Origin of the sequence: Leclercia sp. TB492, assembly GCF_049974505.2 — a bacterium.
GTDB lineage: Bacteria > Pseudomonadota > Gammaproteobacteria > Enterobacterales > Enterobacteriaceae > Enterobacter > Enterobacter adecarboxylatus_C.
On the sequence record NZ_CM127572.1, the window covers coordinates 662,168 to 688,254 of the forward strand.

The following is a 26,087-nucleotide window of genomic DNA, read 5'->3' on the forward strand; positions in this document are numbered from 1 at the left end:
CACGAGTATGATGGTTTTATCGAGGGATTGTCGTAAAGAGAGAGAGTAATAGTGAAACTTCTGCACCGTTTTTTCCAGAATGAGGCCTCCGGTGGCATCATTCTTATTCTGGCCGCTGCGCTGGCAATGCTGCTGGCTAACCTGGGCGCTACCCGCGACCTGTATCACGCTTTTCTGGAAACTCCCGTTGAACTTCGCGTCGGCGTGCTGGAAATCAACAAGAACATGCTGCTGTGGATCAACGATGCGCTGATGGCGGTCTTTTTCCTGCTGGTAGGCCTGGAGGTCAAGCGTGAGCTGGTACAGGGCTCCCTGGCCAGCCGCCAGCGCGCTGCGTTTCCGGTGATTGCCGCTATCGGCGGGATGGTCGTACCGGCGCTGATCTACCTGGCCTTTAACTATCAGGATCCGGTTGCCCGCCACGGCTGGGCGATCCCGGCCGCGACGGACATTGCCTTTGCGCTGGGCGTTCTGGCCCTGTTGGGCAACCGCGTGCCGATGGCGCTTAAAATCTTCCTGATGGCGCTGGCGATCATCGATGACCTGGGCGCGATTATCATTATTGCCCTGTTCTACACCAGCGAGCTGTCGGTGTTGTCGCTGGGCGTTGCGGCGGCGGCCATTGCGGCGCTGGCGCTGCTGAATATCTTCAATGTCCGTAGGATCGGCATCTATGTGCTGGTGGGAGTGGTTCTGTGGACGGCAGTGCTGAAATCGGGCGTACATGCCACCCTGGCGGGAGTGATTATTGGCTTCTTCGTGCCGCTGAAGGCGCAGGGAGGAAAATCTCCGGCGAAGCAGTTAGAGCATGTCCTGCATCCGTGGGTGGCCTTTATGATCCTGCCGCTGTTTGCCTTTGCTAACGCGGGCGTCTCCCTTGAAGGGGTGACCTTCGGTGGGCTGACCTCAATGTTACCGCTGGGGATCATTGCCGGACTGTTTATCGGCAAGCCGCTGGGCATCAGCCTCTTCTGCTGGCTGGCGCTGAAACTGAAGCTGGCCTCGTTGCCACATGGCACTACCTGGCGGCAGATCATGGCCGTTGGCGTGCTCTGCGGGATTGGCTTTACGATGTCGATCTTTATCTCGACGCTGGCGTTTGGCCCGCATGCCCCGGAGCTTATCGTCTGGGCTAAACTGGGTATCCTGGTCGGGTCGCTGCTGGCGGCGTTTATTGGCTATGCCTTACTGAAAATGAAATTGTCGGGGCAGGTGCATCCGGCGTAACGGGACTTTGGGAGGGACAGGCCGCCCTCCCACTAACACTATCAGGGAGCGAGGATCGTATGTCTCATCTTAACTACAACCATCTGTACTACTTCTGGCATGTCTATAAAGAGGGCTCGGTTGTCGGCGCTGCAGAGGCGCTCTACCTGACACCGCAGACGATTACCGGGCAGATCAAAGCCCTGGAAGAGCGTCTGCAGGGGAAGTTATTCAAGCGCAAGGGGAGGGGGATCGAACCCAGCGAACTTGGCGAGCTGGTGTTTCGCTACGCCGACAAAATGTTCACCCTGAGCCAGGAGATGCTCGATATCGTCAACTATCGCAAAGAGTCGAACCTGCTCTTTGACGTCGGTGTCGCGGATGCGCTGTCAAAACGGCTGGTCAGCGGCGTGCTGGATGCGGCGGTGGTTGAGGATGAACAGATCCACCTGCGCTGTTTTGAATCCACCCACGAGATGCTGCTGGAGCAGCTGAGTCAGCACAAGCTGGACATGATTATCTCCGACTGCCCGATCGACTCCACCCAGCAGGAAGGGCTGTTCTCGGTGAAAATAGGCGAGTGTGGCGTCAGCTTCTGGTGTATTAACCCGCCGCCGGAAAAACCTTTCCCGGCCTGCCTGGAGGAGCGCCGGCTGCTGGTGCCAGGCAGACGCTCCATGCTCGGACGTAAGCTGCTGAACTGGTTTAACTCGCAGGGGCTGAAAGTGGAAATTCTGGGTGAGTTCGATGATGCCGCGCTGATGAAAGCCTTTGGCGAAGCGCATAACGCGATCTTCGTTGCCCCGACGCTTTACGCGCAGGATCTCTATTCGGACATCAGGATTAGGGAGATTGGCAGGGTGGATAACGTGATGGAGGAGTATCACGCGATATTTGCCGAAAGGATGATTCAGCATCCGGCGGTGCAGCGTATCTGTAACCGTGACTATTCGGCGCTGTTTACGCCTCCGGCAATCTGAAGACATAAAAAAACCCGCGTTAAGCGGGTTCTTTAAACAAGCAACAACAAGTGGCGATTAAGCCAGTTTGCTGATCTGCGCGGTCAGGTTTGCTTTATGACGCGCTGCTTTGTTTTTGTGGATCAGACCTTTAGCAGCCTGACGATCCACGATTGGTTGCATTTCGTTAAATGCGTTCTGCGCTGCAGCTTTGTCGCCAGCTTCGATTGCTGCGTATACTTTCTTGATGAAAGTACGCATCATAGAGCGACGGCTTGCGTTGTGCTTACGAGCCTTTTCAGACTGAACGGCACGTTTCTTAGCTGATTTGATATTAGCCAAGTCCAACTCCCAAATATGATCTATGTGGACAATTCAAAGGCCGAGGAATATGCCCTCTCTGCCTTCTTTTGTCAATGGATTTGTGCAAATAAGCGCCGTTAATGAGCGACGCTACGTTACGTAGTGATGGCGCAGGATTCTACCAGCTTGTCTCTCCTGAATACAGCTTTTCGACATAAAAATCGTCATCTGCGGACAGATTTTTTCGCTATGAAAGGCAACCCTGATGAAATCATTACGGCTTTCTGTTTTGCGTGAACAATCGCCGGTTAACCTTAACCGCTGTACAAGGTATACTTTGGCGATTTTCACTGTTTTGAGCCAGTCATGAAGCTGATACGCGGCATACATAATCTCAGTCAGGCCCCGCATGGGTGTGTGCTGACTATTGGTAATTTCGACGGCGTGCATCGTGGACATCAGGTGCTGTTGCAGGGATTACGTGAAGAGGGGCGGGCACGAGGTCTGCCGGTAGTAGTCATGATTTTTGAGCCGCAGCCGCTGGAGCTTTTTGCCAGCGAGAAGGCGCCTGCGCGCCTGACCCGCCTGCGTGAAAAGTTGCGTTACCTGGCGCAGTGCGGCGTGGACTACGTCCTGTGCGTGCGTTTTGATCGGCGCTTCGCCGCGCTGACGGCACAAAATTTTGTCAGCGACCTGTTGGTCGATCGCCTCGGCGTGCGCTTTCTGGCGGTGGGAGATGATTTCCGCTTTGGCGCTGGTCGTCAGGGGGATTTCTTGCTATTACAGAAGGCTGGCCTGGAGTATGGCTTTGACGTCACCAGCACCCAGACCTTTTGCGAAGGCGGCGTACGCATCAGCAGCACGGCAGTACGCCAGGCGCTGGCGGAAGACGACCTGGATGCCGCCGCAACGCTGCTCGGACGCCCGTTCTCAATTTCCGGGCGCGTCGTGCATGGCGATGAACTGGGCCGCACCATTGGTTTCCCTACGGCGAACTTACCGCTGCGCCGTCAGGTTTCCCCGGTAAAAGGGGTCTTTGCGGTAGAAGTGGCGGGGCTGGGCGATAAGCCTCTGCCCGGCGTGGCCAATATTGGTACCCGTCCAACAGTGGCTGGCGTACGCCAGCAGCTCGAAGTGCATTTGCTGGACGTTGTAATGGACCTTTACGGTCGCCATATAGATGTAATCCTGCGTAAAAAAATACGCAATGAGCAGCGATTCGCCTCGCTTGATGAGCTGAAAGCGCAAATCGCGAGAGATGAGTTAACAGCCCGCGAAATTTTTGGGCTATCAAACCCGGCTTAATGCCTGAGATATAAATACGGAACCGAGAATCTGATGAGTGACTATAAATCAACCCTGAATTTGCCGGAAACAGGGTTCCCGATGCGCGGCGACCTCGCCAAGCGTGAACCGGGAATGCTGGCGCGTTGGACCGATGATGACCTGTACGGCATCATCCGTGCAGCCAAAAAAGGGAAAAAAACCTTCATTCTGCATGATGGCCCTCCTTATGCGAATGGCAGCATTCATATTGGTCACTCTGTAAACAAGATTCTGAAAGACATTATCGTGAAGTCCAAAGGCCTCACGGGCTTTGACTCGCCTTACGTTCCAGGCTGGGACTGCCACGGCCTGCCGATCGAGCTGAAAGTGGAGCAAGAGTTCGGTAAGCCAGGCGAGAAGTTCACCGCCGCTGAATTCCGTGCGAAATGCCGCGAATACGCCGCGACCCAGGTTGATGGTCAGCGTGAAGACTTTATCCGTCTTGGCGTGCTGGGCGACTGGTCTCACCCCTACCTGACCATGGACTTCAAAACCGAAGCCAACATCATCCGTGCGTTGGGCAAAATCATCGGCAACGGCCACCTGCACAAAGGCGCCAAGCCGGTGCACTGGTGCGTGGACTGCCGCTCTGCGCTGGCTGAGGCGGAAGTCGAGTATTACGACAAAACCTCCCCGTCCATCGACGTGGCCTTTGAAGGCGTCGATCAGGAAGCGCTGCAGGGCAAATTTGGCCTGCCGGGCGTAGAAGGCCCAATCTCGCTGGTGATCTGGACCACCACCCCGTGGACCCTGCCTGCTAACCGCGCGATCTCCCTCTCTGCGGAGTTCGACTATGCGCTGGTACAGATTGAAGGCCGCGCGCTGATCCTGGCCAAAGACCTGGTGGAGAGCGTGCTGAAACGCGCGAACATCACCGAATACAGCATTCTGGGTACCGTTAAAGGTGCCGAGCTGGAGCATTTGCGCTTTAAGCATCCGTTCCTCGATTTCGATGTGCCAGCAATTCTCGGCGATCACGTCACCCTGGAGGCGGGTACCGGTGCGGTGCATACCGCCGGTGGCCACGGCCCGGACGACTACAATATCAGCCTGAAATACGGTCTGGAGATCGCTAACCCGGTTGGCCCGGACGGCGCTTACCTGCCAGGCACGTATCCGACCCTGGACGGCATCAACGTCTTTAAAGCCAACGACATCATCGTCAACATGCTGCGCGACAACGGCTCGCTGCTGCACGTTGAAAAAATGCAGCATAGCTATCCGTGCTGCTGGCGTCACAAGTCACCGATCATCTTCCGTGCGACCCCGCAGTGGTTTGTCAGCATGGATCAGAAAGGCCTGCGCGCGCAGTCGCTTTCTGAGATCAAAGGCGTTCAGTGGATCCCGGACTGGGGCCAGGCGCGTATCGAATCTATGGTTGCGAACCGTCCTGACTGGTGTATCTCCCGTCAGCGTACCTGGGGCGTGCCGATGTCTCTGTTCGTGCATAAAGAGACCCAGGAGCTGCACCCGAACACCCTGGAACTGATGGAAGAAGTAGCGAAACGCGTCGAAGTTGACGGCATTCAGGCGTGGTGGGATCTCGACTCCCGCGACATCCTGGGCGCTGACGCGGACAACTACGAGAAAGTGCCGGATACCCTGGACGTCTGGTTCGACTCCGGCTCTACCCACGCCTCCGTAGTTGACGTGCGTCCGGAGTTTGCCGGCCACGCCGCCGACATGTATCTGGAAGGTTCTGACCAACACCGCGGCTGGTTCATGTCATCCCTGATGATCTCTACCGCCATGAAGGGCAAGGCACCTTACCGCCAGGTACTGACTCACGGTTTCACCGTGGACGGGCAGGGCCGCAAGATGTCCAAATCTATCGGTAACACCGTTTCTCCGCAGGATGTGATGAACAAACTCGGCGCCGATATTCTGCGTCTGTGGGTGGCATCCACCGACTACACCGGTGAAATGGCGGTGTCTGACGAGATCCTGAAGCGTGCTGCCGACAGCTATCGTCGTATCCGTAACACCGCGCGCTTCCTGCTGGCGAACCTGAACGGGTTCGATCCGGCGAAAGACATGGTGAAACCGGAAGAGATGGTGGTGCTGGATCGCTGGGCGGTAGGCTGCGCGCAAGCGGCGCAGGAAGATATCCTTAAGGCCTATGAGTCTTACGACTTCCACGAAGTGGTGCAGCGCCTGATGCGTTTCTGCTCCATCGAGATGGGCTCGTTCTACCTCGACATCATCAAAGACCGTCAGTACACCGCCAAAGCGGACAGCGTGGCGCGTCGCAGCTGCCAGACCGCACTGTTCCATATCGCGGAAGCGCTGGTGCGCTGGATGGCGCCGATCATGTCCTTCACTGCGGATGAGATCTGGGGCTACCTGCCTGGCGATCGTGAGAAGTATGTCTTCACCGGCGAGTGGTACCAGGGGCTGTTTGGCCTGGCAGAGACCGAAGCCATGAACGACAGCTTCTGGGACGAGCTGCTGAAAGTGCGCGGCGAAGTGAACAAGGTGATCGAGCAGGCGCGTGCCGACAAGAAAGTGGGCGGCTCTCTGGAAGCGTCAGTGACCCTGTACGCTGAACCTGAGCTGGCGGCGAAGCTGACGGCACTGGGCGATGAATTGCGATTTGTCCTGTTGACCTCCGGGGCGAATGTTGCGGATTATGCCGACGCGAGCGCGGATGCCCAGCAGAGCGAACTGCTCAAAGGGCTGAAAGTGGCGCTGGTGAAAGCCGATGGTGAGAAATGCCCGCGCTGCTGGCATTACACTACCGATGTCGGCAAGGTGGCGGAACACGCAGAGATCTGCGGACGCTGTGTCAGCAACGTCGCCGGTGATGGCGAAAAACGTAAGTTTGCCTGATGAGTAAATCACTCTCTTCAACAGGGCTGCGCTGGCTGTGGCTGGTAGTGGTCGTGCTGATTATCGATCTGGGCAGCAAGTACCTGATCCTCCAGAACTTTGCTCTGGGGGATACGGTTCCGCTGTTCCCATCGCTTAATCTGCACTATGCGCGCAACTATGGCGCGGCGTTTAGCTTCCTGGCTGACAGCGGCGGCTGGCAGCGCTGGTTCTTCGCGGGTATCGCGCTTGGTATCTGCGTGGTGCTGGCAGTGCTGATGTACCGCGGTAAAGCCACGCAAAAGCTGAATAACATCGCCTACGCGCTGATCATTGGCGGCGCGCTGGGCAACCTGTTCGACCGTCTGTGGCACGGCTTTGTGGTCGATATGATCGACTTCTATGTCGGCAAATGGCACTTCGCCACCTTTAACCTTGCCGATACGGCGATTTGTATCGGTGCGGCGCTGATTGTGCTGGAAGGCTTCCTGCCAAAACCCGCAGCGAAAGAGCAGGCGTAATTGTAAATGCCGGGTGGCGCTGAGCTTACCCGGCCTACAGAATTTGTGGCCTCCCGTAGGCCCGGTAAGCGCAGCGCCACCGGGCAACAGGTGACCCAAAACAAGCGAGCAATTTGCATGTCTAAATCCGTACAGAGCAACAGCGCGATGCTGGTTCATTTCACGCTGAAACTTGATGATGGCTCCACTGCGGAGTCCACCCGCAATAACGGCAAACCGGCGCTGTTCCGTCTTGGCGACACCTCTCTGTCGGAAGGTCTCGAGCAACAGCTGCTGGGACTGAAAGAGGGGGAGAAGAAAACCTTCTCTCTGGAGCCGGATGCCGCGTTTGGCGTACCGAGCCCGGACCTGATCCAGTACTTCTCGCGTCGTGAATTTATGGATGCGGGCGAACCGGAAATCGGGGCGATTATGCTCTTTACCGCTATGGATGGCAGCGAAATGCCTGGCGTGATCCGTGAAATCAACGGCGATTCCATTACCGTCGATTTTAACCACCCGCTCGCCGGGCGTACCGTCCATTTTGATGTTGAAGTGCTGGAAATTGACCCGGTACTGGAGGATGTGAATGCAGATCCTGTTGGCTAACCCGCGCGGTTTCTGTGCCGGAGTAGACCGCGCTATCAGCATTGTTGAAAACGCGCTGGAGCTTTATGGCGCGCCGATTTATGTCCGTCACGAAGTAGTGCATAACCGCTACGTGGTGGATAGCCTGCGTACCCGCGGGGCGATCTTTATTGAGCAGATCGACGAAGTGCCGGATGGCGCGATCCTGATCTTCTCCGCACATGGCGTCTCCCAGGCGGTGCGTAACGAAGCGAAAAATCGCGATCTGACCGTCTTTGACGCCACCTGTCCGCTGGTCACCAAAGTGCATATGGAAGTCGCACGTGCAAGCCGTCGCGGCGAAGAGTCGATCCTGATTGGTCATGCCGGTCACCCGGAAGTGGAAGGCACCATGGGCCAGTACAGCAACCCGCAAGGGGGGATGTACCTGGTGGAGTCTCCGGACGATGTGCTGACGCTGAACGTCAAAAACGAAGCGAAGCTGTCGTTTATGACCCAGACCACGCTCTCGGTGGATGACACCTCTGACGTTATTGATGCGCTGCGTAAGCGCTTCCCGAAAATTGTCGGCCCGCGCAAAGACGATATCTGCTACGCCACCACTAACCGTCAGGAAGCCGTACGCGCCCTGGCGGAACAGGCGGATGTGGTGCTGGTCGTCGGCTCGAAAAACTCCTCGAACTCCAACCGTCTGGCCGAACTGGCGCAGCGGATGGGGAAAGCGGCGTTCCTGATTGACGATGCTACCGATATTCAGGAAGCCTGGGTGAAAGAGGCCCAGTGCGTCGGCGTGACAGCCGGTGCCTCCGCTCCGGATATTCTGGTACAGAACGTCATTGCACGTTTGCAGGAGCTGGGCGGCGGGGAAGCTATTCCTCTGGCAGGCCGTGAAGAGAATATCGTCTTCGAAGTGCCGAAAGAGTTGCGTATCGACGCCCGGGAAGTGGAATAACCCACCAAATCAAGCCAGCACATCCGTTGCTGGCTTTTTATTTGCCGCTTTGTACGGCGAAATCATGTCTTTTACTGATACTTCCCGCTGTTTATCATTAAATTCTAATTATTGGCGTTTTCGGATAGCGGCATCGACAGAGGCTGGTTAATCTGAAAACGGTTTACATCATTTTAACGTAAGAGAATAACTATGCATGATGCACAGGTCCGCGTCGCCATTGCTGGCGCGGGTGGCCGTATGGGCCGTCAGTTAATTCAGGCGACATTGCAGATGGATGGCGTCACGCTTGGCGCGGCTCTGGAGCGTGAAGGCTCATCGCTGCTGGGGGCCGATGCCGGGGAACTGGCGGGGGCAGGCAAGTCAGGCGTCACCGTACAAAGCAGCCTTGAGGCGGTTAAAGACGACTTCGATGTCTTCATCGACTTCACCCGTCCTGAAGGTACGCTGACTCACCTGGCGTTTTGCCGTCAGCATGGCAAAGGAATGGTTATTGGCACCACCGGTTTCGATGATGCTGGCAAGCAGGCTATTCAGGATGCCGCCAACGAGGTTGCTATCGTCTTTGCAGCGAACTTCAGCGTGGGCGTGAACGTCATGCTCAAACTGCTTGAGAAAGCGGCGAAGGTGATGGGGGATTACACCGATATCGAAATCATCGAGGCGCATCATCGTTATAAAGTCGATGCTCCTTCTGGCACCGCGCTGGCCATGGGCGAGGCGATTGCTCAGGCGATGGATAAGGATCTGAAAGAGTGTGCGGTCTACACCCGGGAAGGTCATACGGGAGAACGTGTCCCAGGCACTATTGGGTTTGCTACCGTTCGTGCGGGTGACATTGTAGGCGAACATACCGCGATGTTTGCCGATATCGGCGAGCGGGTTGAAATCACCCATAAAGCGTCCAGCCGTATGACTTTTGCAAATGGGGCAGTTCGTTCTGCAATTTGGTTGAAAGGCAAAAAAGATGGTCTTTTTGACATGCGAGATGTGCTCAATCTTAACGATTTATAATCATGATTACCCTTCGTGATGTGGTTATTGCAGTCATAAACAGTTGATTGCAGAGGGCAATATTTTATTGCCCTTCAATTTTATCCGTTTTATTCATTTTTTAATGATGATGGGTCATAAATCAGGTTTATCTCCATTATTTTTGTTTCGATATTGTGAATTTTGACCAAATGGTCCACTTTTTGAGGCTGTGGATGAATTCTTTATACTAAACCTGTCTCGCAAGCGTTTTCTTAAGTGATTTAGTTGATCTTTTTGCCCGTTAACAACCTTCCTGCTCATCAGTGCCGCAAAAACCACAAACAAAACCCACTTTTTAAGTTGACTTTCCCCCGCCAAATCTCCAGAATGCCGCCGTTTGCCGAAAATCCACTGGCAGCAGATTTGCATTGCTTCGTACTACGGTTATGAATTAATATGCAAATAAAGTGAGTGAATATTCTCTGGAGGGTGTTTTGATTAAGTCAGCGCTATTGGTTCTGGAAGACGGAACCCAGTTTATCGGTCGGGCCATTGGGGCAACAGGTTCGGCGGTTGGGGAAGTCGTTTTCAATACTTCAATGACCGGTTATCAAGAAATCCTCACTGATCCTTCCTATTCCCGCCAAATCGTCACTTTAACTTATCCCCATATCGGTAATGTCGGCACTAACGCCGCTGATGAAGAGTCCTCCCAGGTACATGCACAAGGTCTGATTATTCGCGACCTGCCGCTGATTGCCAGCAACTATCGCAATACCGAAGACCTCTCTTCCTACCTGAAACGCCATAACATCGTGGCAATTGCCGATATCGATACCCGTAAGTTGACGCGTCTGCTGCGAGAAAAAGGTGCCCAGAACGGCTGCATCATCGCTGGCGACAACCTGGACGCGGCTCTGGCGCAGGAAAAAGCCAAAGCCTTCCCGGGGCTGAACGGCATGGATCTGGCAAAAGAAGTGACCACCGCTGAGGCCTACAGCTGGACTCAGGGTAGCTGGACGCTGGCAGGTGAGCTGCCGGAAGCGAAAAAAGAAGACGAGCTGCCGTTCCACGTGGTGGCGTATGATTACGGTGCCAAGCGCAATATCCTGCGCATGCTGGTGGACCGTGGCTGCCGTCTGACCGTTGTGCCGGCGAAAACCCCGGCAGACGACGTGCTGAAGATGAACCCGGACGGGATCTTCCTTTCCAACGGCCCGGGTGACCCGGCACCGTGCGACTACGCAATCGACGCGATTAAGACCTTCCTTGAAACCGATATTCCGGTCTTCGGGATCTGCCTCGGCCATCAGCTGCTGGCGCTGGCGAGCGGTGCCAAAACCGTGAAGATGAAGTTCGGTCACCACGGTGGTAACCACCCGGTGAAAGATATTGATAACAACACCGTGATGATTACCGCGCAGAACCACGGCTTTGCGGTGGATGAAGCCTCCATGCCGGCAACACTGCGCGTAACGCACAAGTCGCTGTTCGATGGCACCCTGCAGGGGATTCATCGTACCGACAAACCGGCGTTCAGTTTCCAGGGGCACCCGGAAGCCAGCCCAGGCCCGCACGATGCCGCGCCGCTGTTCGATCACTTCATCGAACTCATTGAGCAATACCGTAAGACCGCTAAATAATCAGGAGCCGAGAAGACCATGCCAAAACGTACAGACATAAAAAGCATCCTGATCCTTGGCGCTGGCCCGATTGTTATCGGCCAGGCCTGTGAGTTCGACTACTCCGGCGCTCAGGCGTGTAAAGCCCTGCGCGAAGAGGGTTACCGCGTTATCCTGGTGAACTCCAACCCGGCAACCATCATGACCGACCCGGAAATGGCCGATGCGACCTACATCGAGCCGATTAACTGGGAAGTGGTACGTAAGATCATCGAAAAAGAGCGTCCTGATGCGGTACTGCCTACCATGGGCGGCCAGACGGCGCTGAACTGCGCGCTGGAGCTGGAGCGTCAGGGCGTGCTGGCCGAGTTCGGCGTGACCATGATTGGCGCGACCGCCGATGCGATTGATAAAGCGGAAGACCGCCGTCGCTTCGACGTGGCGATGAAGAAAATCGGCCTCGACACCGCGCGCTCCGGTATCGCCCATAACATGGAAGAAGCGCTGGCGGTTGCCGCTGACGTGGGTTATCCGTGCATCATCCGTCCGTCCTTCACCATGGGCGGCACTGGCGGCGGTATCGCCTATAACCGCGAAGAGTTTGAAGAGATCTGCGAACGCGGTCTGGACCTCTCCCCAACCAAAGAGCTGCTGATTGATGAGTCGCTGATCGGCTGGAAAGAGTACGAGATGGAAGTGGTGCGTGATAAAAACGACAACTGCATCATCGTCTGCTCCATCGAAAACTTCGACGCCATGGGCATCCACACCGGTGACTCCATCACCGTGGCACCAGCCCAGACGCTGACCGACAAAGAGTACCAAATCATGCGTAACGCCTCGATGGCGGTACTGCGTGAGATTGGCGTCGAAACCGGTGGCTCTAACGTTCAGTTCTCGGTTAACCCGAAGAACGGTCGTCTGATTGTTATTGAGATGAACCCGCGTGTATCCCGCTCCTCCGCCCTGGCATCGAAAGCGACCGGCTTCCCGATTGCTAAAGTGGCGGCGAAACTGGCAGTGGGTTACACCCTCGACGAGCTGATGAACGACATCACCGGTGGCCGCACGCCGGCCTCGTTCGAGCCGTCTATCGACTACGTTGTGACCAAAATTCCTCGCTTCAACTTCGAGAAATTTGCCGGTGCGAACGACCGTCTGACCACCCAGATGAAGTCCGTCGGTGAAGTGATGGCGATTGGCCGCACCCAGCAGGAATCCCTGCAGAAAGCTCTGCGTGGCCTGGAAGTAGGCGCCACCGGTTTCGACCCGAAAGTGAGCCTGGACGACCCGGAAGCGCTGACCAAAATCCGTCGCGAGCTGAAAGACGCCGGTGCCGAGCGTATCTGGTATATCGCCGACGCCTTCCGTGCCGGTCTCTCCGTCGATGGCGTATTCAACCTGACCAATATCGACCGCTGGTTCCTGGTGCAAATTGAAGAGCTGGTGCGTCTGGAAGAAAAAGTTGCGGAGCTGGGTATCAACGGCCTCGACGCTGACTTCCTGCGCATGCTTAAGCGTAAAGGCTTTGCCGATGCGCGTCTGGCAAAACTGGCGGGCGTGCGCGAAGCGGAAATCCGTAAGCTGCGTGACCAGTACAACCTGCACCCGGTCTACAAGCGCGTGGACACCTGTGCGGCAGAGTTTGCCACCGACACCGCGTACATGTACTCCACTTATGAAGACGAGTGCGAAGCGAACCCGTCCGTTGACCGTGACAAAATCATGGTGCTGGGCGGTGGTCCAAACCGTATCGGCCAGGGCATTGAGTTCGACTACTGCTGCGTACACGCCTCGCTGGCGCTGCGCGAAGACGGTTACGAGACCATCATGGTCAACTGTAACCCGGAAACTGTGTCTACTGACTACGACACTTCCGACCGCCTCTACTTCGAGCCGGTTACCCTGGAAGACGTGCTGGAAATCGTACGTATCGAGAAGCCAAAAGGCGTTATCGTGCAGTACGGCGGCCAGACCCCGCTGAAGCTGGCGCGAGCCCTGGAAGCGGCAGGCGTACCGGTAATCGGCACCAGCCCGGATGCGATTGACCGCGCTGAAGACCGCGAGCGTTTCCAGCATGCCGTTGACCGTCTGAAGCTGAAACAGCCAGCCAACGCCACCGTGACTGCGATTGAGCAGGCGGTTGAGAAGGCAAAAGAGATCACCTACCCGCTGGTAGTGCGTCCATCTTACGTGCTGGGCGGCCGGGCGATGGAAATCGTCTACGACGAGGCTGACCTGCGCCGTTACTTCCAGACTGCGGTCAGCGTCTCTAACGATGCGCCAGTGCTGCTGGACCGCTTCCTGGATGATGCGGTGGAAGTGGACGTCGATGCCATCTGCGACGGCGAAATGGTGCTGATTGGCGGCATCATGGAGCACATCGAGCAGGCAGGCGTACACTCCGGTGACTCCGCCTGTTCACTGCCAGCCTATACGCTGAGCAAAGAAATTCAGGACGTGATGCGCGACCAGGTACAGAAACTGGCCTTCGAGTTGCAGGTGCGCGGTCTGATGAACGTGCAGTTTGCGGTGAAAGACAACGAAGTGTACCTGATTGAAGTCAACCCGCGTGCGGCGCGTACCGTACCGTTCGTCTCCAAAGCCACCGGTGTTCCGCTGGCGAAAGTGGCGGCGCGCGTGATGGCGGGTCAGACCCTGGCTCAGCAGGGCGTGACCAAAGAGATCATCCCACCGTACTACTCGGTGAAAGAGGTGGTACTGCCGTTCAACAAATTCCCGGGCGTTGACCCGCTGTTAGGGCCAGAAATGCGCTCTACCGGTGAAGTGATGGGCGTTGGCCGCACCTTCGCAGAAGCGTTCGCTAAAGCGCAGCTGGGCAGTAACTCCACCATGAAAAAGCAGGGTCGTGCGCTGCTGTCCGTGCGTGAAGGGGATAAAGAGCGCGTAGTGGACCTGGCAGCGAAATTGCTGAAGCAGGGCTTTGAGCTGGATGCGACCCACGGTACTGCGATTGTACTGGGTGAAGCCGGTATCAACCCGCGTCTGGTGAATAAGGTGCATGAAGGTCGTCCGCACATTCAGGACCGTATCAAGAATGGCGAATACACCTACATCATCAACACCACCGAAGGGCGTCAGGCGATTGAAGATTCCAAGCTGATTCGCCGCAGCGCGCTGCAGTATAAAGTGCACTACGACACCACCCTGAACGGCGGTTTCGCGACAGCCATGGCGCTGAACGCGGATGCCACCGAGAAGGTGATTTCGGTGCAGGAGATGCACGCGCAGATCGCGAAGTAATCGCTTCAGATTGTTCTTAAAACCCGCTACGGCGGGTTTTTTTATCCCTTTCCGACCAATTTTGGCGGTTGTGCTGCTCCCGCATACATCGCACTTTACGGTGAACCTGAAAAAAAGGAGTTCACTGTGAAACAGGCCCTTACGTTGATACCTCTGGTGGTGCTGCTTGCCGGCTGCGCCGATTTTGCCTCGTCGGTGACCAACACCATAGATGGAATGGGGATGACCCCCGACTATGCAAAAGGCTTAAAGGACGATCTTGAGCCGCAGAAAAAGTTAGCCACGCCGGTGGTGAAGGTGGCTGATACCGTGCCTGAGGGCAAGCTCGTCGAGAAGTATGACAATGGTAATAAGAAGTTTGAGACCGTCATTAAGAACCGTTGCTTTAACGACTATATCGACGTCTATTACCCGAATGGCGTTCTCAGAAGCCATACGCCGCTGGTTAACTGTCAGGCGGAAGGGCTGTCACAGGGCTATACCCAGGAAGGGAAGCTGCGTTCGACCATTACGTTCAAACAGAGTGTGGCGAACGGCGAGGCAAAAACCTATGACGCGAGCGGTAAAGTCGTGCAGACGGTGATCTACAAAGATGGCTTCCCGCAGAAAAGCTAACCTTCAGAGTGTTCTGCATTTATCCCTGAGTATGGCGTATTCCGCTACAGTTTAGCCTGATGATAAAAATGACGACCAACAGGGAGAATACGATGCAAAACAAACTACTGATGGCTTCTGTCTTTGCGGCTGCAACTTTATTTACCGTGGCAGGGTGTTCATCTAATCAGGCGGTGAAAACTACCGACGGTAAAACCATTATCACCGATGGTAAGCCGCAGGTAGATGATGACACCGGCCTGGTCTCATATGAGAATGCGGAAACCGGGCAAACCGAGCAGATTAACCGCGATCAGGTTAAATCTATGGGTGAGCTGGATAACTGATAAAAAAGTGCAGTGGCCTGCGCCACTGCACTTCCTGTCGTAGTAAAGCAATTACCAACGATGGTTGAGCAGGATATGGCCGCCGTAGGCGTCGTAGCTGTTTTCACCCCATTCGCCGCTGGCACGCAATGAGATCAGCGTGGTCTCGTTCAGCTTGCCGGTAACGCCCAGCTCCAGCTGACCGCGATCGTCCGGGGTATCGTTGCTGAACGCTTCGCCGTTGAAGGCGATATCGTTCTGCCCGGCACCTTTCAACCAGTTAACTGCCACGTAAGGCTGCCACGCCTGCACATCTTTCTGGTTGAAATAGCTGGTTTTTACACCCATACGTCCCAGAATGCTGTCATTATCGAGGGTGGAAATACGCACCCCGTCAGCGTCCGTGTGATTTTCCTGATCAAGATAGCTATAGACAGCCTGAATCTGCGGTTCGATTTTCCAGGTTCTTTCGCTCTCTGAGTCAACAATCCAGGCGTGACCCGCTTCCAGCGAGGCAGCAAAGCCGTGGCTGTTATAAGACTCGTTGCTGCGACCATCGCTTCTCAGCTTGTTGTGATACCAGCCGAAAGAGGCCCAGCTATCGATGTAGCTGCCTTTACGCAGCTGCTGATCTTCCTGCCAGGTAGCGTAAAAGCCGACGTTGACGCCATCCACTTTACCCTGCGCAGAACGTTTACTGCCCGTTGAAGTCGAGTCGGTTTTGGCCTGGCCGGCACCGAACATCATCCCGCTATGCAGAACCCCGGTGTCCATCTTCTTGCTGATGAAATCACTGCCGACCTGCATCACGTACTGAGTCGTGTCATAGTTAACTTTGCCACCCGCCACGTCATTTTCATGATAGCGGCCTTTGACGTACATCCAGGTGTTGAGATCCTCATCATTGCGCAGCGTCAGCTGATCGCGATCGTCGCGTTTATGCAGGAACATGTCCTGGGCGGCGAGGTAGTTTCCTAAATAGGCGCCCACTTCAGGTGCGAGGTTGGCCGGTGCCGGTGCCGGTGAAGGCGTTGGAGCTGGTGTTGGGTCTGGCGTTGGATCCGGTGTTGGGTCTGGTGTTGGATCCGGTGTAGGCGCAGGCGTAGTATCTAAAGATTCCAGGTACCAGTTGCCATCAGCGTGCTGGTTCAGGCTATATTCCCATGCGCCGACCACGACCGGTCTGGAGAGAGAAAACGCGGCATCGGAGTTACCGCCTACGCTCACCACCTGCATCCCGTTGACGGTCTGCGCGCCCGCTCCGCCGATATTGGAGATGCGAATACCAGATTCACCCGCGCTGTTGCCGGTGATGGTCAGATGGTCGGTAGCAGAATTGTCATCGCCCAGCACGCTGTTCATGGCGATCAGGCTACCGCTTACGCCGGTGTAGTCACCGTTGATGGTGAACCTGTTGCCCACGCTGTCGTTCAGCCCGGCGATCTGCAGCGTGCCGCTGTTGGTGACGTTGCCGTTAATAGTGTTGAGGGTAGAAGAGCTGGAAGCGCTGTTCCCCTGCACGGCATTCCATGACGCCAGCACGCCACCGCTGAGGATATCGACATTGTTATTGACGGTGCCTGCGCTGGCGAAGGTTGCGCCATCCTGTACGGTGATGGTAGCCGTGTTGCCATCGCCACCCAGAGTTGCGCCTTCGGCTACCAGCGTGGTACCGCTGTTCAGAAGGGTGTTTCCGGTGTAGGTGTTGTTGCCGGTCAGTGTTAACAGGTTAGCATCGAGTTTTTCCACGTTGCCGCTGCCGGTGATATCTGAAGCGAAGGTGGAATCAGAGCCCTGGTTAAAGATAAAGGTGCCGTTATTGGTGACGGTCCCGGTCAGCGAGCCAGTATTAACGCCGTCGCCCAGTTGCATCGTGCCGATGTTGGAAATCAGGGTATTGCCGGCGTCATTTTTCACGTCGCCTGCGAGAGTCAGTTTACCATTGCTGACCTTGATCGAGTCGCCTGAGCCGATGACATCGACATTGCCCGTCAGTGCCCACTCTTCACCGTCCATGGTCAGCGAAGCAAAGCCGTCACCCGCGTTCAGGCCGCGGAAGTTGCTGTCTTCTGTACCTCGGCCATTTAATATTAAGGTATTCGTTCTGGAATTCGTTGAGATGACATCGCCATCCAGCTCAGAGCCAGTTTGCAGAGTCAGCATGTTACTCTGGTTACTCTGAAATGTGATGGCGCTTTCTGAACCTTTTATCAGGCCGGCATTACCGACCTTAAGTCTTTGCTCTCCGCTGACGATAATACCGTGTTTGGCACCTTCAATCGTCCCGTTATTGCTAAGAATGCTTTTACCTGCGGTATTAAGCTCTATTCCACTCTCGGTGCTGCCTTTTAAAATGCCATCGTTCATTATTCCGATACCTGCATCTGCCGAGATCGCTGTTTTACCTTCTATAGTACCTGTTGAACTATTATTGATGCCTAAGCTCTCCGAAGTTTCCAGAACCTTAATGCCCTTCTCTGCGCCAATAATTTTTCCGGCGTTATTTATTTCCCCATTTATGCTGCCAACTGTAATTCCGTTGGCAGCAGTTGATTCGATCAGCGCATTTAGTCGGTTTGTCAATTCAAATGGTTGGAAGTCTGTTAAGACATACATTCCGTCGCCCACGCCAGACACGTTCCCGCCATTCGTAACACCATCGATTAGATTTCCACTAACAGTAACAGTAGGCGTGGTAGTGGAATTGGTAATACTGACACCCTCAGGAATAATGTAGGTATTATCTGATGAAAAAAACTGTGCAGCATCCGTTGAATCATTAACTATGATTTCTGCGGATACCATCAACGGAGTGAATGCAATTAATGCTGACAAGGCTGGAAAAATACTTTTTAATGATTTTGTTGTCTTATTTAATTGCGGGGTTTTGCTTTTCATTGCCACATCCATTTTGTAATTAAAGGATGCGTATTTTATTAATGAGGTGATTTTTTGTAAATCACGGCTTTTTAGGATTTTATTTACTAATATATGCTTAAATAATTAAATTATAAATCTTTTATTTGTTGGAGGTGATTTTGGATTATGGATTAAATTCAATTTAAGTACCCTGTCTTTTTAATGTTTTATGGCTATTAATATCAATGGTGAATGTTATTTGTGTGCTTTATATATGCGGTAAAAATAATAAATTATTGATGTAAACGCATTTATCAATCGTTGCGGTTAACGCCAACACCGGCACAGAGCCCTTCAAACGCCTCGCTTTCCTGTCTACACTGACTGACACAACAAGAAAGCAGTGCAATCAGGTTAATCATGATACTTATTATTTACGCCCACCCCTATCCGCATCACTCCCATGCGAATAAGCGAATGCTCGATCAGGTAAGGACGCTTGAGGGCGTAGAGATCCGCTCTCTCTATCAGCTCTATCCCGATTTCAATATCGATATCGCTGCCGAACAGGAGGCGATCGCCAGGGCCGATTTAATCGTCTGGCAGCATCCGATGCAGTGGTACAGCACACCGCCGCTACTCAAGCTGTGGATCGATAAAGTGTTCTCTCACGGCTGGGCATACGGCCATAACGGCAAGGCCCTCAGAGGGAAAAGCCTGCTGTGGGCCGTGACCACCGGTGGCGGCGAAAGCCATTTTGATATCGGCTCCTTCCCCGGTTTTGACGTCCTGGCGCAACCGCTGCAGGCGACCGCTCTGTATTGCGGTCTGAACTGGCTCCCGCCGTTTGCCATGCATTGCACCTTTGTCTGTGACGACGAAACGCTGCAGGCACAGGCCCGGCACTATAAACAACGTTTACTCGACTGGCAGGAGGCGCACCATGGATAGCCATACGTTGATTCAGGCGCTGATCTATTTAGGCGCCGCGGCGCTGATTGTACCGGTTGCGGTACGCCTCGGCCTGGGCTCGGTGCTGGGGTATCTGATCGCCGGATGCGTCATTGGACCGTGGGGATTCCGACTGGTTACCGACTCCGAGTCGATCCTGCACTTTGCCGAAATCGGTGTGGTGCTGATGCTGTTTGTCATCGGCCTCGAGCTGGATCCGCGTCGTCTGTGGAAGCTACGCGCATCGGTATTTGGCGGCGGGGCACTACAGATGCTGGCCTGTGGACTGCTGCTGGGCGGATTCTGCATCCTGCTGGGCATGGACTGGAAGGTGGCGGAGCTGATCGGCATGACCCTGGCTCTCTCCTCCACGGCTATCGCTATGCAGGCCATGAACGAGCGTAACCTGACGGTTTCCCAGATGGGACGCAGCGCCTTTTCGGTGCTGCTGTTCCAGGATATCGCGGCCATTCCGTTGGTGGCGATGATCCCGCTGCTGGCCGTGTCCGGAGCCTCCACCACCCTCGGCGCCTTTGCGCTTTCGGCATTAAAGGTCGCCGGGGCGCTGACCCTGGTGGTCCTGCTTGGCCGGTACGTTAGCCGACCGCTGCTGCGCTTTGTCGCCCGTTCCGGCCTGCGGGAAGTGTTCAGCGCCGTGGCCTTGTTCCTGGTCTTCGGCTTTGGCCTGATGCTGGAAGAGGCGGGGCTCTCCATGGCGATGGGCGCGTTTCTGGCTGGCGTCCTGCTGGCGAGTTCGGAATACCGCCACGCGCTGGAAAGCGATATCGAGCCTTTCAAAGGTCTACTGCTGGGGCTGTTTTTCATCGGCGTCGGCATGTCCGTAGATTTCGGGACCTTAGTAACCCATCCGCTGCGCATCGCCATTCTGCTGGTGGGCTTCCTGGTGATTAAGATGGTGATGCTCTGGCTGGTGGCCCGTCCGCTGAAGGTGCCCGGGAAACAGCGCCGCTGGTTTGCGGTGCTGCTGGGGCAGGGGAGTGAGTTTGCGTTTGTGGTGTTTGGCGCGGCCAGCATGGCGAACGTGCTCGATCCGGAGTGGGCTAAGGCGCTGACGCTGGCGGTAGCGCTCTCGATGGCGGTGACGCCGCTGCTGCTGGTGGTGTTGACCCGCCTGGAAGCGGCCGACAGCGGACAGGAGCGCGAGGCGGATGAAATAGACGAAGAACAGCCGCGGGTGATCATTGCCGGGTTTGGTCGCTTCGGTCAGATTACCGGCCGTTTGTTGCTCTCCAGTGGCGTGAAGATGGTCATCCTCGATCACGATCCCGACCATATTGAAACCTTGCGTAAGTTTGACATGAAGGTCTTTTACGGCGATGCCACGCGCGTGGATTTACTGGAGTCCGCCGGGGCGCAGAAGGCCGAAGTGTTGATCAACGCGATAGACGATCCGAAGAATAGCCTGCAGCTGGTTGAGCTGGCGAAGACGCATTTCCCGCATCTGAAAATCATCTCCCGCGCGCGCGATATCGACCATTACATCAAACTGCGTCAGACAGGTGTCGATGCACCGGAGCGTGAAACCTTTGAAGGGGCGCTGAAATCCGGCCGGCTGGCGCTTGAGAGCCTTGGACTCGGGGCGTATGAGGCCCGGGAGCGGGCAGATCTGTTCCGACGGTTTAATATTGAGATGCTTGAGGAGATGGCTGAAATGGCGGAGAACGATGCCACGTCACGCGCGGCGGTGGTTAAACGCACCAGCGCCATGCTGATGGACATCATCAATGAAGATCGTAATCATCTCTCGCTGACCCAGCGTCACGGCTGGCAGGGAACGGAAGAGGGTAAGCATACCGGCGATCCGGGAGACGAGCCGGAGAGTAAACCGCTGGCGTGAAGAGGGGTTGCCAGCAAATATAAAAAATTTCCTGTTCTTTACTCTGCCGCCAGTCGACGAAAGATTAAGCTTTCCGTATAGTGGCGGCAATTTTTTGCATCCGGGAAATAATCAATGATCAGTCTGATTGCGGCGCTTGCGGTAGATCGCGTGATTGGTATGGAAAACGCCATGCCGTGGAATCTGCCTGCCGATCTCGCGTGGTTTAAACGTACAACGTTGAACAAGCCGGTAGTAATGGGTCGCCTGACCTGGGAGTCAATCGGGCGTCCATTGCCGGGCCGTAAAAACATCGTAATAAGCAGCCAGCCCGGCACGGATGAGCGTGTTGAGTGGGTAAAATCCATTGACGAAGCCATTGCTGCCTGCGGTGATGCCGAAGAGATAATGGTGATTGGTGGAGGCCGTGTGTACGAGCAATTTCTGCCGAAAGCGCAGAAATTATATCTGACACACATTGATGCTGAAGTGGAAGGGGATACGCATTTCCCTGACTACGATCCTGACGAGTGGGAATCCGTATTCAGTGAATTCCACGATGCGGATGCGCAAAATTCGCATAGCTACTGCTTTGAGATCCTTGAACGCCGCTAATGTTTTTCTGCACCTTTCCCGACGGGAGAGGTGCAGCTCTCTTCTACGACGCTACCGCTTCATTCTCGCCTAAATCCTGATGCCGGTTCGACGGCTGAACAAAGTACGCTTTATCTTCCCAGCGCAGACAGGTGAGTTCTCCACCCCAACAGCAGCCGGTATCCAGGCCGTAGATGCCCTCAGGCGTGCCTTTGCCCTCCAGCGATGCCCAGTGACCAAAGATCACGCTGTAATGATCCGTCACCGGTCCGGGGATCGCAAACCAGGGTTTAAGCGGGGTCGGCGCGTTTTCCGGCACATCCTTGCAGTACATATCCAGCTGACCGTTCGGGAAGCAATAGCGCATACGGGTGAAGGCGTTGGAGATAAAACGCAGGCGCGCCACACCGCTGAGTTCCGTGCTCCAGTTGTTGGGCATGTCGCCATACATGGCATCAAGGAAGAAGGGATAAGAGTCGCTGGAGAGTACAGCTTCGACGTCACGTGCGCACTCTTTTGCCGTTTGCAGATCCCACTGCGGCGTAATTCCCGCATGCGCCATCACCAGCTGTTTCTCTTCATCGACCTGCAGCAACGGCTGGCGACGCAACCAGTTAATGAGCTCATCGGCGTCAGGCGCATCCAGCAGCGGGGTGATCCTGTCTTTCGGTTTATTACGGCTGATCCCGGCGTAGACCGCCAGCAGATGCAGATCGTGATTGCCGAGAACGAGCCGCACGCTGTCACCCAGCGACTTCACATAACGCAGCACTTCCAGCGAGCCAGGGCCACGCGCAACGAGATCGCCGGTAAGCCACAGCGTGTCCGTACCCGGGGTAAAATCCACCTGCTTTAACAACGCGATCAGTTCATCGTAGCAACCATGAACATCGCCAATGAGATATGTAGACATGTTTAGTGAATGAGTGTTGGAACAGCCAGACGGAAAACAGGAATGGCAATGCGGAATGCATTGCCGTCGGCATCGACCATTTCATAATGGCCCTGCATGGTACCCAGCGGCGTTTCGATCACCGCGCCGCTGGTGTACTGATACTCTTCGCCGGGATCAATGTGCGGCTGTTCACCGACTACACCTTCGCCCTGCACTTCAATTTCACGACCGTTGCCGTTGGTGATAAGCCAGTAGCGCCCGAGCAGCTGCACAGGCATCCGCCCCAGGTTGCGAATGGTTACAGTGTAAGCAAAGACAAAGCGCTCTTCATCCGGGGTGGACTGGGACTCAATATAGATGCTTTGTACATGAACACATACGCGGGGCGAATCAATCATGGCTTAGCTCTCCTTCGGCGGCGCATTTTCACTGATGTAATTAGCCAGCTTGCAGTACTGTTCTACCGAGATGTTTTCCGCACGCATTGCCGGGTCGATACCCAACTGAGCTAACACTTCAACAGTAAACAGGTTGCCAAGGCTGTTACGAATCGTTTTACGGCGCTGGTTAAAGGCTTCTGTAGTGATACGGCTCAGCACGCGCAATTCTTTAACCGGGTACGGCTTCGTTTTGTGAGGCACAAGACGCACAACCGCAGAATCCACTTTTGGCGGCGGCGTGAAGGCAGATGGCGGCACTTCGAGAACCGGGATCACGTTGCAGAAGTATTGCGCCATCACGCTTAAACGACCATACGCTTTACTGTTTGGCCCTGCAACCAGTCGGTTGACGACCTCTTTTTGCAACATGAAGTGCATGTCAGCAATGGCATCAGTATAGCTAAACAGATGGAACATCAGCGGGGTGGAGATGTTGTACGGCAGGTTGCCGAACACGCGCAGCGGCTGACCAAGCTTCTCGGAGAGTTCACCGAAGTTCATGGTCATGGCATCCTGCTGATAAATCGTCAGTTTCGGCCCGAGGAACGGATGCGTCTGGAGACGTGCCGCCAGATCGCGGTCCAGTTCGATGACGGTCAGTTCATCCAGACGCTCGCCAACCGGCTCGGTCAGGGCGGCAAGACCCGGCCCGATCTCAACCATCGCCTGGCCTTTTTGTGGATTGATAGCCGAAACAATACTTTCGATCACGAACTGATCGTTGAGGAAGTTTTGCCCGAAACGTTTACGGGCTAAATGGCCCTGGTGGACGCGAGTATTCATTGAGTATTAACAATCATTTTGATGGCGAGATTAAGCGCCGTAATAAAACTGCCGACATCTGCTTTCCCCTGGCCCGCTAAATCAAGCGCAGTACCATGGTCAACAGAAGTGCGAATAAAGGGTAAACCGAGGGTGATGTTCACGCCGCGGCCAAATCCCTGGTATTTTAGCACGGGAAGGCCCTGATCGTGGTACATCGCCAGCACGGCATCTGCATGATCGAGATATTTTGGTTGAAAGAGAGTATCCGCAGGCAGCGGCCCGCTGAGATTCATCCCCTGGGCCCGCATCTCATCCAGCACCGGAATGATGGTGTCGATCTCTTCCGTTCCCATGTGGCCGCCTTCGCCCGCGTGCGGATTCAGGCCACACACCAGCACGTGCGGATCGGCAATACCGAATTTAGTGCGTAAGTCGTGGTGCAGGATGACAATCACATCGCGCAGCAGATCCGGCGTAATGGCCTCGGAAACCGCTTTGATCGGCAGATGCGTGGTGGCCAGCGCAACGCGCAGCTCCTCGGTTGCCAGCATCATTACTACTTTTGCGCTGTGGGAACGCTCTTCAAAAAACTCGGTATGGCCGGTAAAGGCCACGCCGGCATCGTTGATCACCCCTTTATGCACCGGCCCGGTGATCAGTGCTGCAAATTCTCCGCTCAGGCAGCCATCACAGGCGCGCGCCAGGGTTTCCACCACATAATGGCCGTTTTCGGTACTCAGTTGACCGGGGACAACGGGCGTGCGCAGTGGAACAGGCAACAGCGTCAGGGTGCCCGCTTGCTGGGGAAGGGGAGCATTTTCTGCCTGATAGGGCAGCAGCGTGAGCGGCAGGTTGAGCAGCTTCGCCCGCGCTTCAAGCACGCTGGCGTCGGCGCAGATCACCAGCTCGACAGGCCAGCTGCGCTGGGCAAGCTGGACGACCAGATCGGGACCAATCCCGGCAGGTTCGCCGGGAGTGATGACAACACGATGTTGTTTCATTAGTTGCTCAGAACTTTGACGTAAGCGCTGGCGCGTTGTTCCTGCATCCAGGTTGCCGCTTCTTCCGAGAACTTACGGTTGAACAGCATGCGGTATGCGCGGTCTTTCTGTGCCGCATCGGTTTTATCTACGTTACGGGTGTCCAGCAGCTCAATCAGGTGCCAGCCGAAGGTGGAGTGAACCGGTTCGCTCAGCTGACCTTTGTTCATCTTCATCAGCGCATCGCGGAAGGCCGGATCGTAAATATCCGCTGCCGCCCAGCCCAGATCGCCGCCCTGATTCGCTGAACCAGGATCCTGAGAGAACTCTTTCGCGGCGTTGGCGAAGGAGGTTTTACCGCTGCGGATATCGGCGGCAATCTGCTGCAGTTTCGCCCGCGCCTGATCGTCATTCATCAGAGGGGAAGGTTTCAGCAGAATGTGGCGAGCATGCACTTCGGTGACGGAAATGCTCTGGCTCTGGCCGCGCAGATCGTTCACTTTCAGAATATGGAAGCCGACGCCGGAACGGATTGGACCCACAATATCGCCTTTCTTCGCGGTGCTCAGCGCCTGGGCGAAGATAGAAGGCAGCTCCTGAATACGACCCCAGCCCATCTGGCCACCTTTCAGCGCCTGCTGGTCAGCCGAATAGGTAATAGCCAGTTTACCGAAATCGCCGCCGTTACGCGCCTGATCGACGATAGAACGCGCCTGGCTTTCCGCCTCAGCCACCTGGTCAGATGATGGGTTTTCTGAAAGTGGGATCAGGATGTGGCTCAGGTTCAGTTCAGTGCTGGCATCATTCTGATTGCCTACCTGTTTTGCCAGCGAGTCCACTTCCTGTGGCAGGATAGTTACGCGACGACGCACTTCGTTGTTACGCACTTCTGAAATCAGCATCTCTTTACGGATCTGATTACGGTAGGTCGAATAGCTGATGCCATCGTAGGCCAGACGGCTGCGCATCTGGTCAGCTGACATGTTGTTCTGCTTCGCAATGTTAGCGATAGCCTGATCGAGCTGCTCATCAGAGATCTTCACACCCATCTTCTGACCCATCTGCAGAACGATCTGATCCATGATCAGACGTTCAAGGATCTGATGACGCAGGGTGGAATCATCCGGAAGTTGCTGACCTGCCTGACCCGCGTTGAGCTTCACAGACTGCATTAAACCATCAACGTCGCTCTCAAGTACCACACCGTTGTTCACAACGGCAGCGACTTTGTCGACAACCTGTGGGGCCGCGAAACTGGTATTCGCAACCATAGCGATACCGAGCAGCAGCGTTTTCCAGTTCTTCATACTTTTTCCATATCAATTAACCGCAATGCGGATTAC

At 55.2% G+C, this 26,087-nt stretch carries 22 protein-coding genes and 1 pseudogene; 16 read left to right on the plus strand and 7 right to left on the minus strand.

The features are described 5' to 3' along the window. The first annotated feature begins 51 nt into the window (after positions 1 to 51). Both nhaA and nhaR read left to right on the plus strand, forming a co-directional pair. Positions 52 to 1,227: a Na+/H+ antiporter NhaA gene (gene nhaA / locus ACP4QI_RS03130; protein ID WP_142488184.1), complete on the plus strand. Its 1,176-nt coding sequence runs from the start codon at positions 52 to 54 to the stop codon at positions 1,225 to 1,227. A 59-nt stretch (positions 1,228 to 1,286) separates the two neighbouring features. Beyond that, positions 1,287 to 2,186 carry a transcriptional activator NhaR gene (nhaR, locus tag ACP4QI_RS03135; RefSeq protein ID WP_285111118.1) on the plus strand — a complete coding sequence of 300 codons (900 nt, stop codon included), beginning with the start codon at positions 1,287 to 1,289 and terminating at the stop codon, positions 2,184 to 2,186. Between the two features lie 57 nt (positions 2,187 to 2,243). Here nhaR and rpsT read toward each other — a convergent pair whose 3' ends face one another. Continuing rightward, positions 2,244 to 2,507 carry a 30S ribosomal protein S20 gene (gene rpsT, locus ACP4QI_RS03140; RefSeq protein WP_012015991.1) on the minus strand — a complete coding sequence of 88 codons (264 nt, stop codon included), beginning with the start codon at positions 2,505 to 2,507 and terminating at the stop codon, positions 2,244 to 2,246. Between the two features lie 101 nt (positions 2,508 to 2,608). Here rpsT and ACP4QI_RS03145 point away from each other — a divergent pair. The 11 genes and pseudogenes from ACP4QI_RS03145 (at position 2,609) to ACP4QI_RS03195 (ending at position 15,444) form a co-directional block, all read left to right on the plus strand. Beyond that, positions 2,609 to 2,827, plus strand: a pseudogene (locus tag ACP4QI_RS03145) (DUF2575 domain-containing protein). A 7-nt stretch (positions 2,828 to 2,834) separates the two neighbouring features. Beyond that, positions 2,835 to 3,773 carry a bifunctional riboflavin kinase/FAD synthetase gene (ribF, locus tag ACP4QI_RS03150; protein WP_156262885.1) on the plus strand — a complete coding sequence of 313 codons (939 nt, stop codon included), beginning with the start codon at positions 2,835 to 2,837 and terminating at the stop codon, positions 3,771 to 3,773. A 33-nt stretch (positions 3,774 to 3,806) separates the two neighbouring features. Further along, positions 3,807 to 6,623 (plus strand): isoleucine--tRNA ligase, encoded by a 2,817-nt coding sequence (ileS, locus tag ACP4QI_RS03155; RefSeq protein WP_426495533.1) that lies wholly within the window; start codon positions 3,807 to 3,809, stop codon positions 6,621 to 6,623. Next, positions 6,623 to 7,123 carry a signal peptidase II gene (gene lspA / locus ACP4QI_RS03160; protein WP_426495534.1) on the plus strand — a complete coding sequence of 167 codons (501 nt, stop codon included), beginning with the start codon at positions 6,623 to 6,625 and terminating at the stop codon, positions 7,121 to 7,123. The genes ileS and lspA overlap by 1 nt, the downstream gene beginning before the upstream one ends. Positions 7,124 to 7,240: 117 nt before the next feature. Further along, on the plus strand, positions 7,241 to 7,711 hold the full coding sequence (gene fkpB, locus ACP4QI_RS03165) for an FKBP-type peptidyl-prolyl cis-trans isomerase (protein WP_142488188.1): 471 nt from the start codon (positions 7,241 to 7,243) through the stop codon (positions 7,709 to 7,711). Further along, entirely contained in the window at positions 7,692 to 8,642 is a 951-nt protein-coding gene (ispH, locus tag ACP4QI_RS03170; protein WP_142488189.1) for a 4-hydroxy-3-methylbut-2-enyl diphosphate reductase, read from the plus strand. Before fkpB ends, ispH begins: the two co-directional genes overlap by 20 nt. A gap of 192 nt (positions 8,643 to 8,834) precedes the next feature. Continuing rightward, positions 8,835 to 9,656, plus strand: coding sequence for a 4-hydroxy-tetrahydrodipicolinate reductase (gene dapB / locus ACP4QI_RS03175; protein ID WP_426495535.1), 822 nt, complete (start codon positions 8,835 to 8,837; stop codon positions 9,654 to 9,656). A gap of 455 nt (positions 9,657 to 10,111) precedes the next feature. Then, positions 10,112 to 11,260: a glutamine-hydrolyzing carbamoyl-phosphate synthase small subunit gene (carA, locus tag ACP4QI_RS03180; protein ID WP_142488191.1), complete on the plus strand. Its 1,149-nt coding sequence runs from the start codon at positions 10,112 to 10,114 to the stop codon at positions 11,258 to 11,260. Positions 11,261 to 11,278: 18 nt separating this feature from the next. After that, on the plus strand, positions 11,279 to 14,503 hold the full coding sequence (gene carB, locus ACP4QI_RS03185) for a carbamoyl-phosphate synthase large subunit (protein WP_142488192.1): 3,225 nt from the start codon (positions 11,279 to 11,281) through the stop codon (positions 14,501 to 14,503). A 126-nt stretch (positions 14,504 to 14,629) separates the two neighbouring features. Then, complete coding sequence (locus tag ACP4QI_RS03190; RefSeq protein WP_142488193.1) at positions 14,630 to 15,118, plus strand: toxin-antitoxin system YwqK family antitoxin; 489 nt, start codon at positions 14,630 to 14,632, stop codon at positions 15,116 to 15,118. Between the two features lie 92 nt (positions 15,119 to 15,210). After that, on the plus strand, positions 15,211 to 15,444 hold the full coding sequence (locus ACP4QI_RS03195; RefSeq protein ID WP_142488194.1) for a YgdI/YgdR family lipoprotein: 234 nt from the start codon (positions 15,211 to 15,213) through the stop codon (positions 15,442 to 15,444). Between the two features lie 51 nt (positions 15,445 to 15,495). Here the strand turns inward: ACP4QI_RS03195 and ACP4QI_RS03200 are convergent, their stop codons facing one another. Beyond that, the gene (locus tag ACP4QI_RS03200) at positions 15,496 to 18,321 is read right to left on the minus strand and encodes an autotransporter family protein (protein WP_426495536.1); all 2,826 of its coding nucleotides are present in this window, start codon (positions 18,319 to 18,321) and stop codon (positions 15,496 to 15,498) included. A 381-nt stretch (positions 18,322 to 18,702) separates the two neighbouring features. Between ACP4QI_RS03200 and kefF the strand changes: the two genes are divergently transcribed. The 3 genes from kefF to folA all read left to right on the plus strand — a co-directional run bounded on the left by kefF (position 18,703) and on the right by folA (position 21,685). After that, on the plus strand, positions 18,703 to 19,233 hold the full coding sequence (gene kefF, locus ACP4QI_RS03205) for a glutathione-regulated potassium-efflux system oxidoreductase KefF (RefSeq protein ID WP_142488195.1): 531 nt from the start codon (positions 18,703 to 18,705) through the stop codon (positions 19,231 to 19,233). After that, a complete protein-coding gene (kefC, locus tag ACP4QI_RS03210; protein WP_426495537.1) occupies positions 19,226 to 21,091 on the plus strand; it encodes a glutathione-regulated potassium-efflux system protein KefC in 1,866 nt (621 codons plus the stop codon). The genes kefF and kefC overlap by 8 nt, the downstream gene beginning before the upstream one ends. Before the next feature lie 114 nt (positions 21,092 to 21,205). Next, positions 21,206 to 21,685 (plus strand): type 3 dihydrofolate reductase, encoded by a 480-nt coding sequence (gene folA, locus ACP4QI_RS03215; protein WP_039030411.1) that lies wholly within the window; start codon positions 21,206 to 21,208, stop codon positions 21,683 to 21,685. A 43-nt stretch (positions 21,686 to 21,728) separates the two neighbouring features. Here folA and apaH read toward each other — a convergent pair whose 3' ends face one another. The 5 genes from apaH to surA are packed head-to-tail and all read right to left on the minus strand — an operon-like array spanning position 21,729 to position 26,051. Further along, the gene (apaH, locus tag ACP4QI_RS03220) at positions 21,729 to 22,577 is read right to left on the minus strand and encodes a bis(5'-nucleosyl)-tetraphosphatase (symmetrical) ApaH (protein WP_142488197.1); all 849 of its coding nucleotides are present in this window, start codon (positions 22,575 to 22,577) and stop codon (positions 21,729 to 21,731) included. 2 nt (positions 22,578 to 22,579) lie between these two features. Continuing rightward, the gene (gene apaG, locus ACP4QI_RS03225) at positions 22,580 to 22,957 is read right to left on the minus strand and encodes a Co2+/Mg2+ efflux protein ApaG (RefSeq protein WP_142488198.1); all 378 of its coding nucleotides are present in this window, start codon (positions 22,955 to 22,957) and stop codon (positions 22,580 to 22,582) included. Positions 22,958 to 22,960: 3 nt separating this feature from the next. Continuing rightward, positions 22,961 to 23,782, minus strand: a complete 822-nt coding sequence (gene rsmA / locus ACP4QI_RS03230) for a 16S rRNA (adenine(1518)-N(6)/adenine(1519)-N(6))-dimethyltransferase RsmA (RefSeq protein ID WP_142488199.1) — start codon at positions 23,780 to 23,782, stop codon at positions 22,961 to 22,963. Further along, a complete protein-coding gene (gene pdxA, locus ACP4QI_RS03235; RefSeq protein ID WP_426495538.1) occupies positions 23,779 to 24,765 on the minus strand; it encodes a 4-hydroxythreonine-4-phosphate dehydrogenase PdxA in 987 nt (328 codons plus the stop codon). The genes rsmA and pdxA overlap by 4 nt, the downstream gene beginning before the upstream one ends. Beyond that, entirely contained in the window at positions 24,765 to 26,051 is a 1,287-nt protein-coding gene (surA, locus tag ACP4QI_RS03240) for a peptidylprolyl isomerase SurA (protein ID WP_156262893.1), read from the minus strand. Before surA ends, pdxA begins: the two co-directional genes overlap by 1 nt. Positions 26,052 to 26,087 lie beyond the last annotated feature (36 nt).

Excerpts from the sequence above, each read along its gene's own strand:
- ileS (WP_426495533.1), top strand. The coding sequence starts at position 3,807 with ATGAGTGACTATAAATCAACCCTGAATTTGCCGGAAACAGGGTTCCCG.
- folA (WP_039030411.1), top strand. The coding sequence starts at position 21,206 with ATGATCAGTCTGATTGCGGCGCTTGCGGTAGATCGCGTGATTGGTATG.
- rsmA (WP_142488199.1), bottom strand. The coding sequence starts at position 23,782 with ATGAATACTCGCGTCCACCAGGGCCATTTAGCCCGTAAACGTTTCGGG.
- ACP4QI_RS03195 (WP_142488194.1), top strand. The coding sequence starts at position 15,211 with ATGCAAAACAAACTACTGATGGCTTCTGTCTTTGCGGCTGCAACTTTA.
- dapB (WP_426495535.1), top strand. The coding sequence starts at position 8,835 with ATGCATGATGCACAGGTCCGCGTCGCCATTGCTGGCGCGGGTGGCCGT.
- lspA (WP_426495534.1), top strand. The coding sequence starts at position 6,623 with ATGAGTAAATCACTCTCTTCAACAGGGCTGCGCTGGCTGTGGCTGGTA.
- ACP4QI_RS03200 (WP_426495536.1), bottom strand. The coding sequence starts at position 18,321 with ATGAAAAGCAAAACCCCGCAATTAAATAAGACAACAAAATCATTAAAA.
- carB (WP_142488192.1), top strand. The coding sequence starts at position 11,279 with ATGCCAAAACGTACAGACATAAAAAGCATCCTGATCCTTGGCGCTGGC.
- kefF (WP_142488195.1), top strand. The coding sequence starts at position 18,703 with ATGATACTTATTATTTACGCCCACCCCTATCCGCATCACTCCCATGCG.
- apaG (WP_142488198.1), bottom strand. The coding sequence starts at position 22,957 with ATGATTGATTCGCCCCGCGTATGTGTTCATGTACAAAGCATCTATATT.
- surA (WP_156262893.1), bottom strand. The coding sequence starts at position 26,051 with ATGAAGAACTGGAAAACGCTGCTGCTCGGTATCGCTATGGTTGCGAAT.
- ispH (WP_142488189.1), top strand. The coding sequence starts at position 7,692 with ATGCAGATCCTGTTGGCTAACCCGCGCGGTTTCTGTGCCGGAGTAGAC.
- pdxA (WP_426495538.1), bottom strand. The coding sequence starts at position 24,765 with ATGAAACAACATCGTGTTGTCATCACTCCCGGCGAACCTGCCGGGATT.
- fkpB (WP_142488188.1), top strand. The coding sequence starts at position 7,241 with ATGTCTAAATCCGTACAGAGCAACAGCGCGATGCTGGTTCATTTCACG.
- apaH (WP_142488197.1), bottom strand. The coding sequence starts at position 22,577 with ATGTCTACATATCTCATTGGCGATGTTCATGGTTGCTACGATGAACTG.
- kefC (WP_426495537.1), top strand. The coding sequence starts at position 19,226 with ATGGATAGCCATACGTTGATTCAGGCGCTGATCTATTTAGGCGCCGCG.
- ribF (WP_156262885.1), top strand. The coding sequence starts at position 2,835 with ATGAAGCTGATACGCGGCATACATAATCTCAGTCAGGCCCCGCATGGG.
- nhaR (WP_285111118.1), top strand. The coding sequence starts at position 1,287 with ATGTCTCATCTTAACTACAACCATCTGTACTACTTCTGGCATGTCTAT.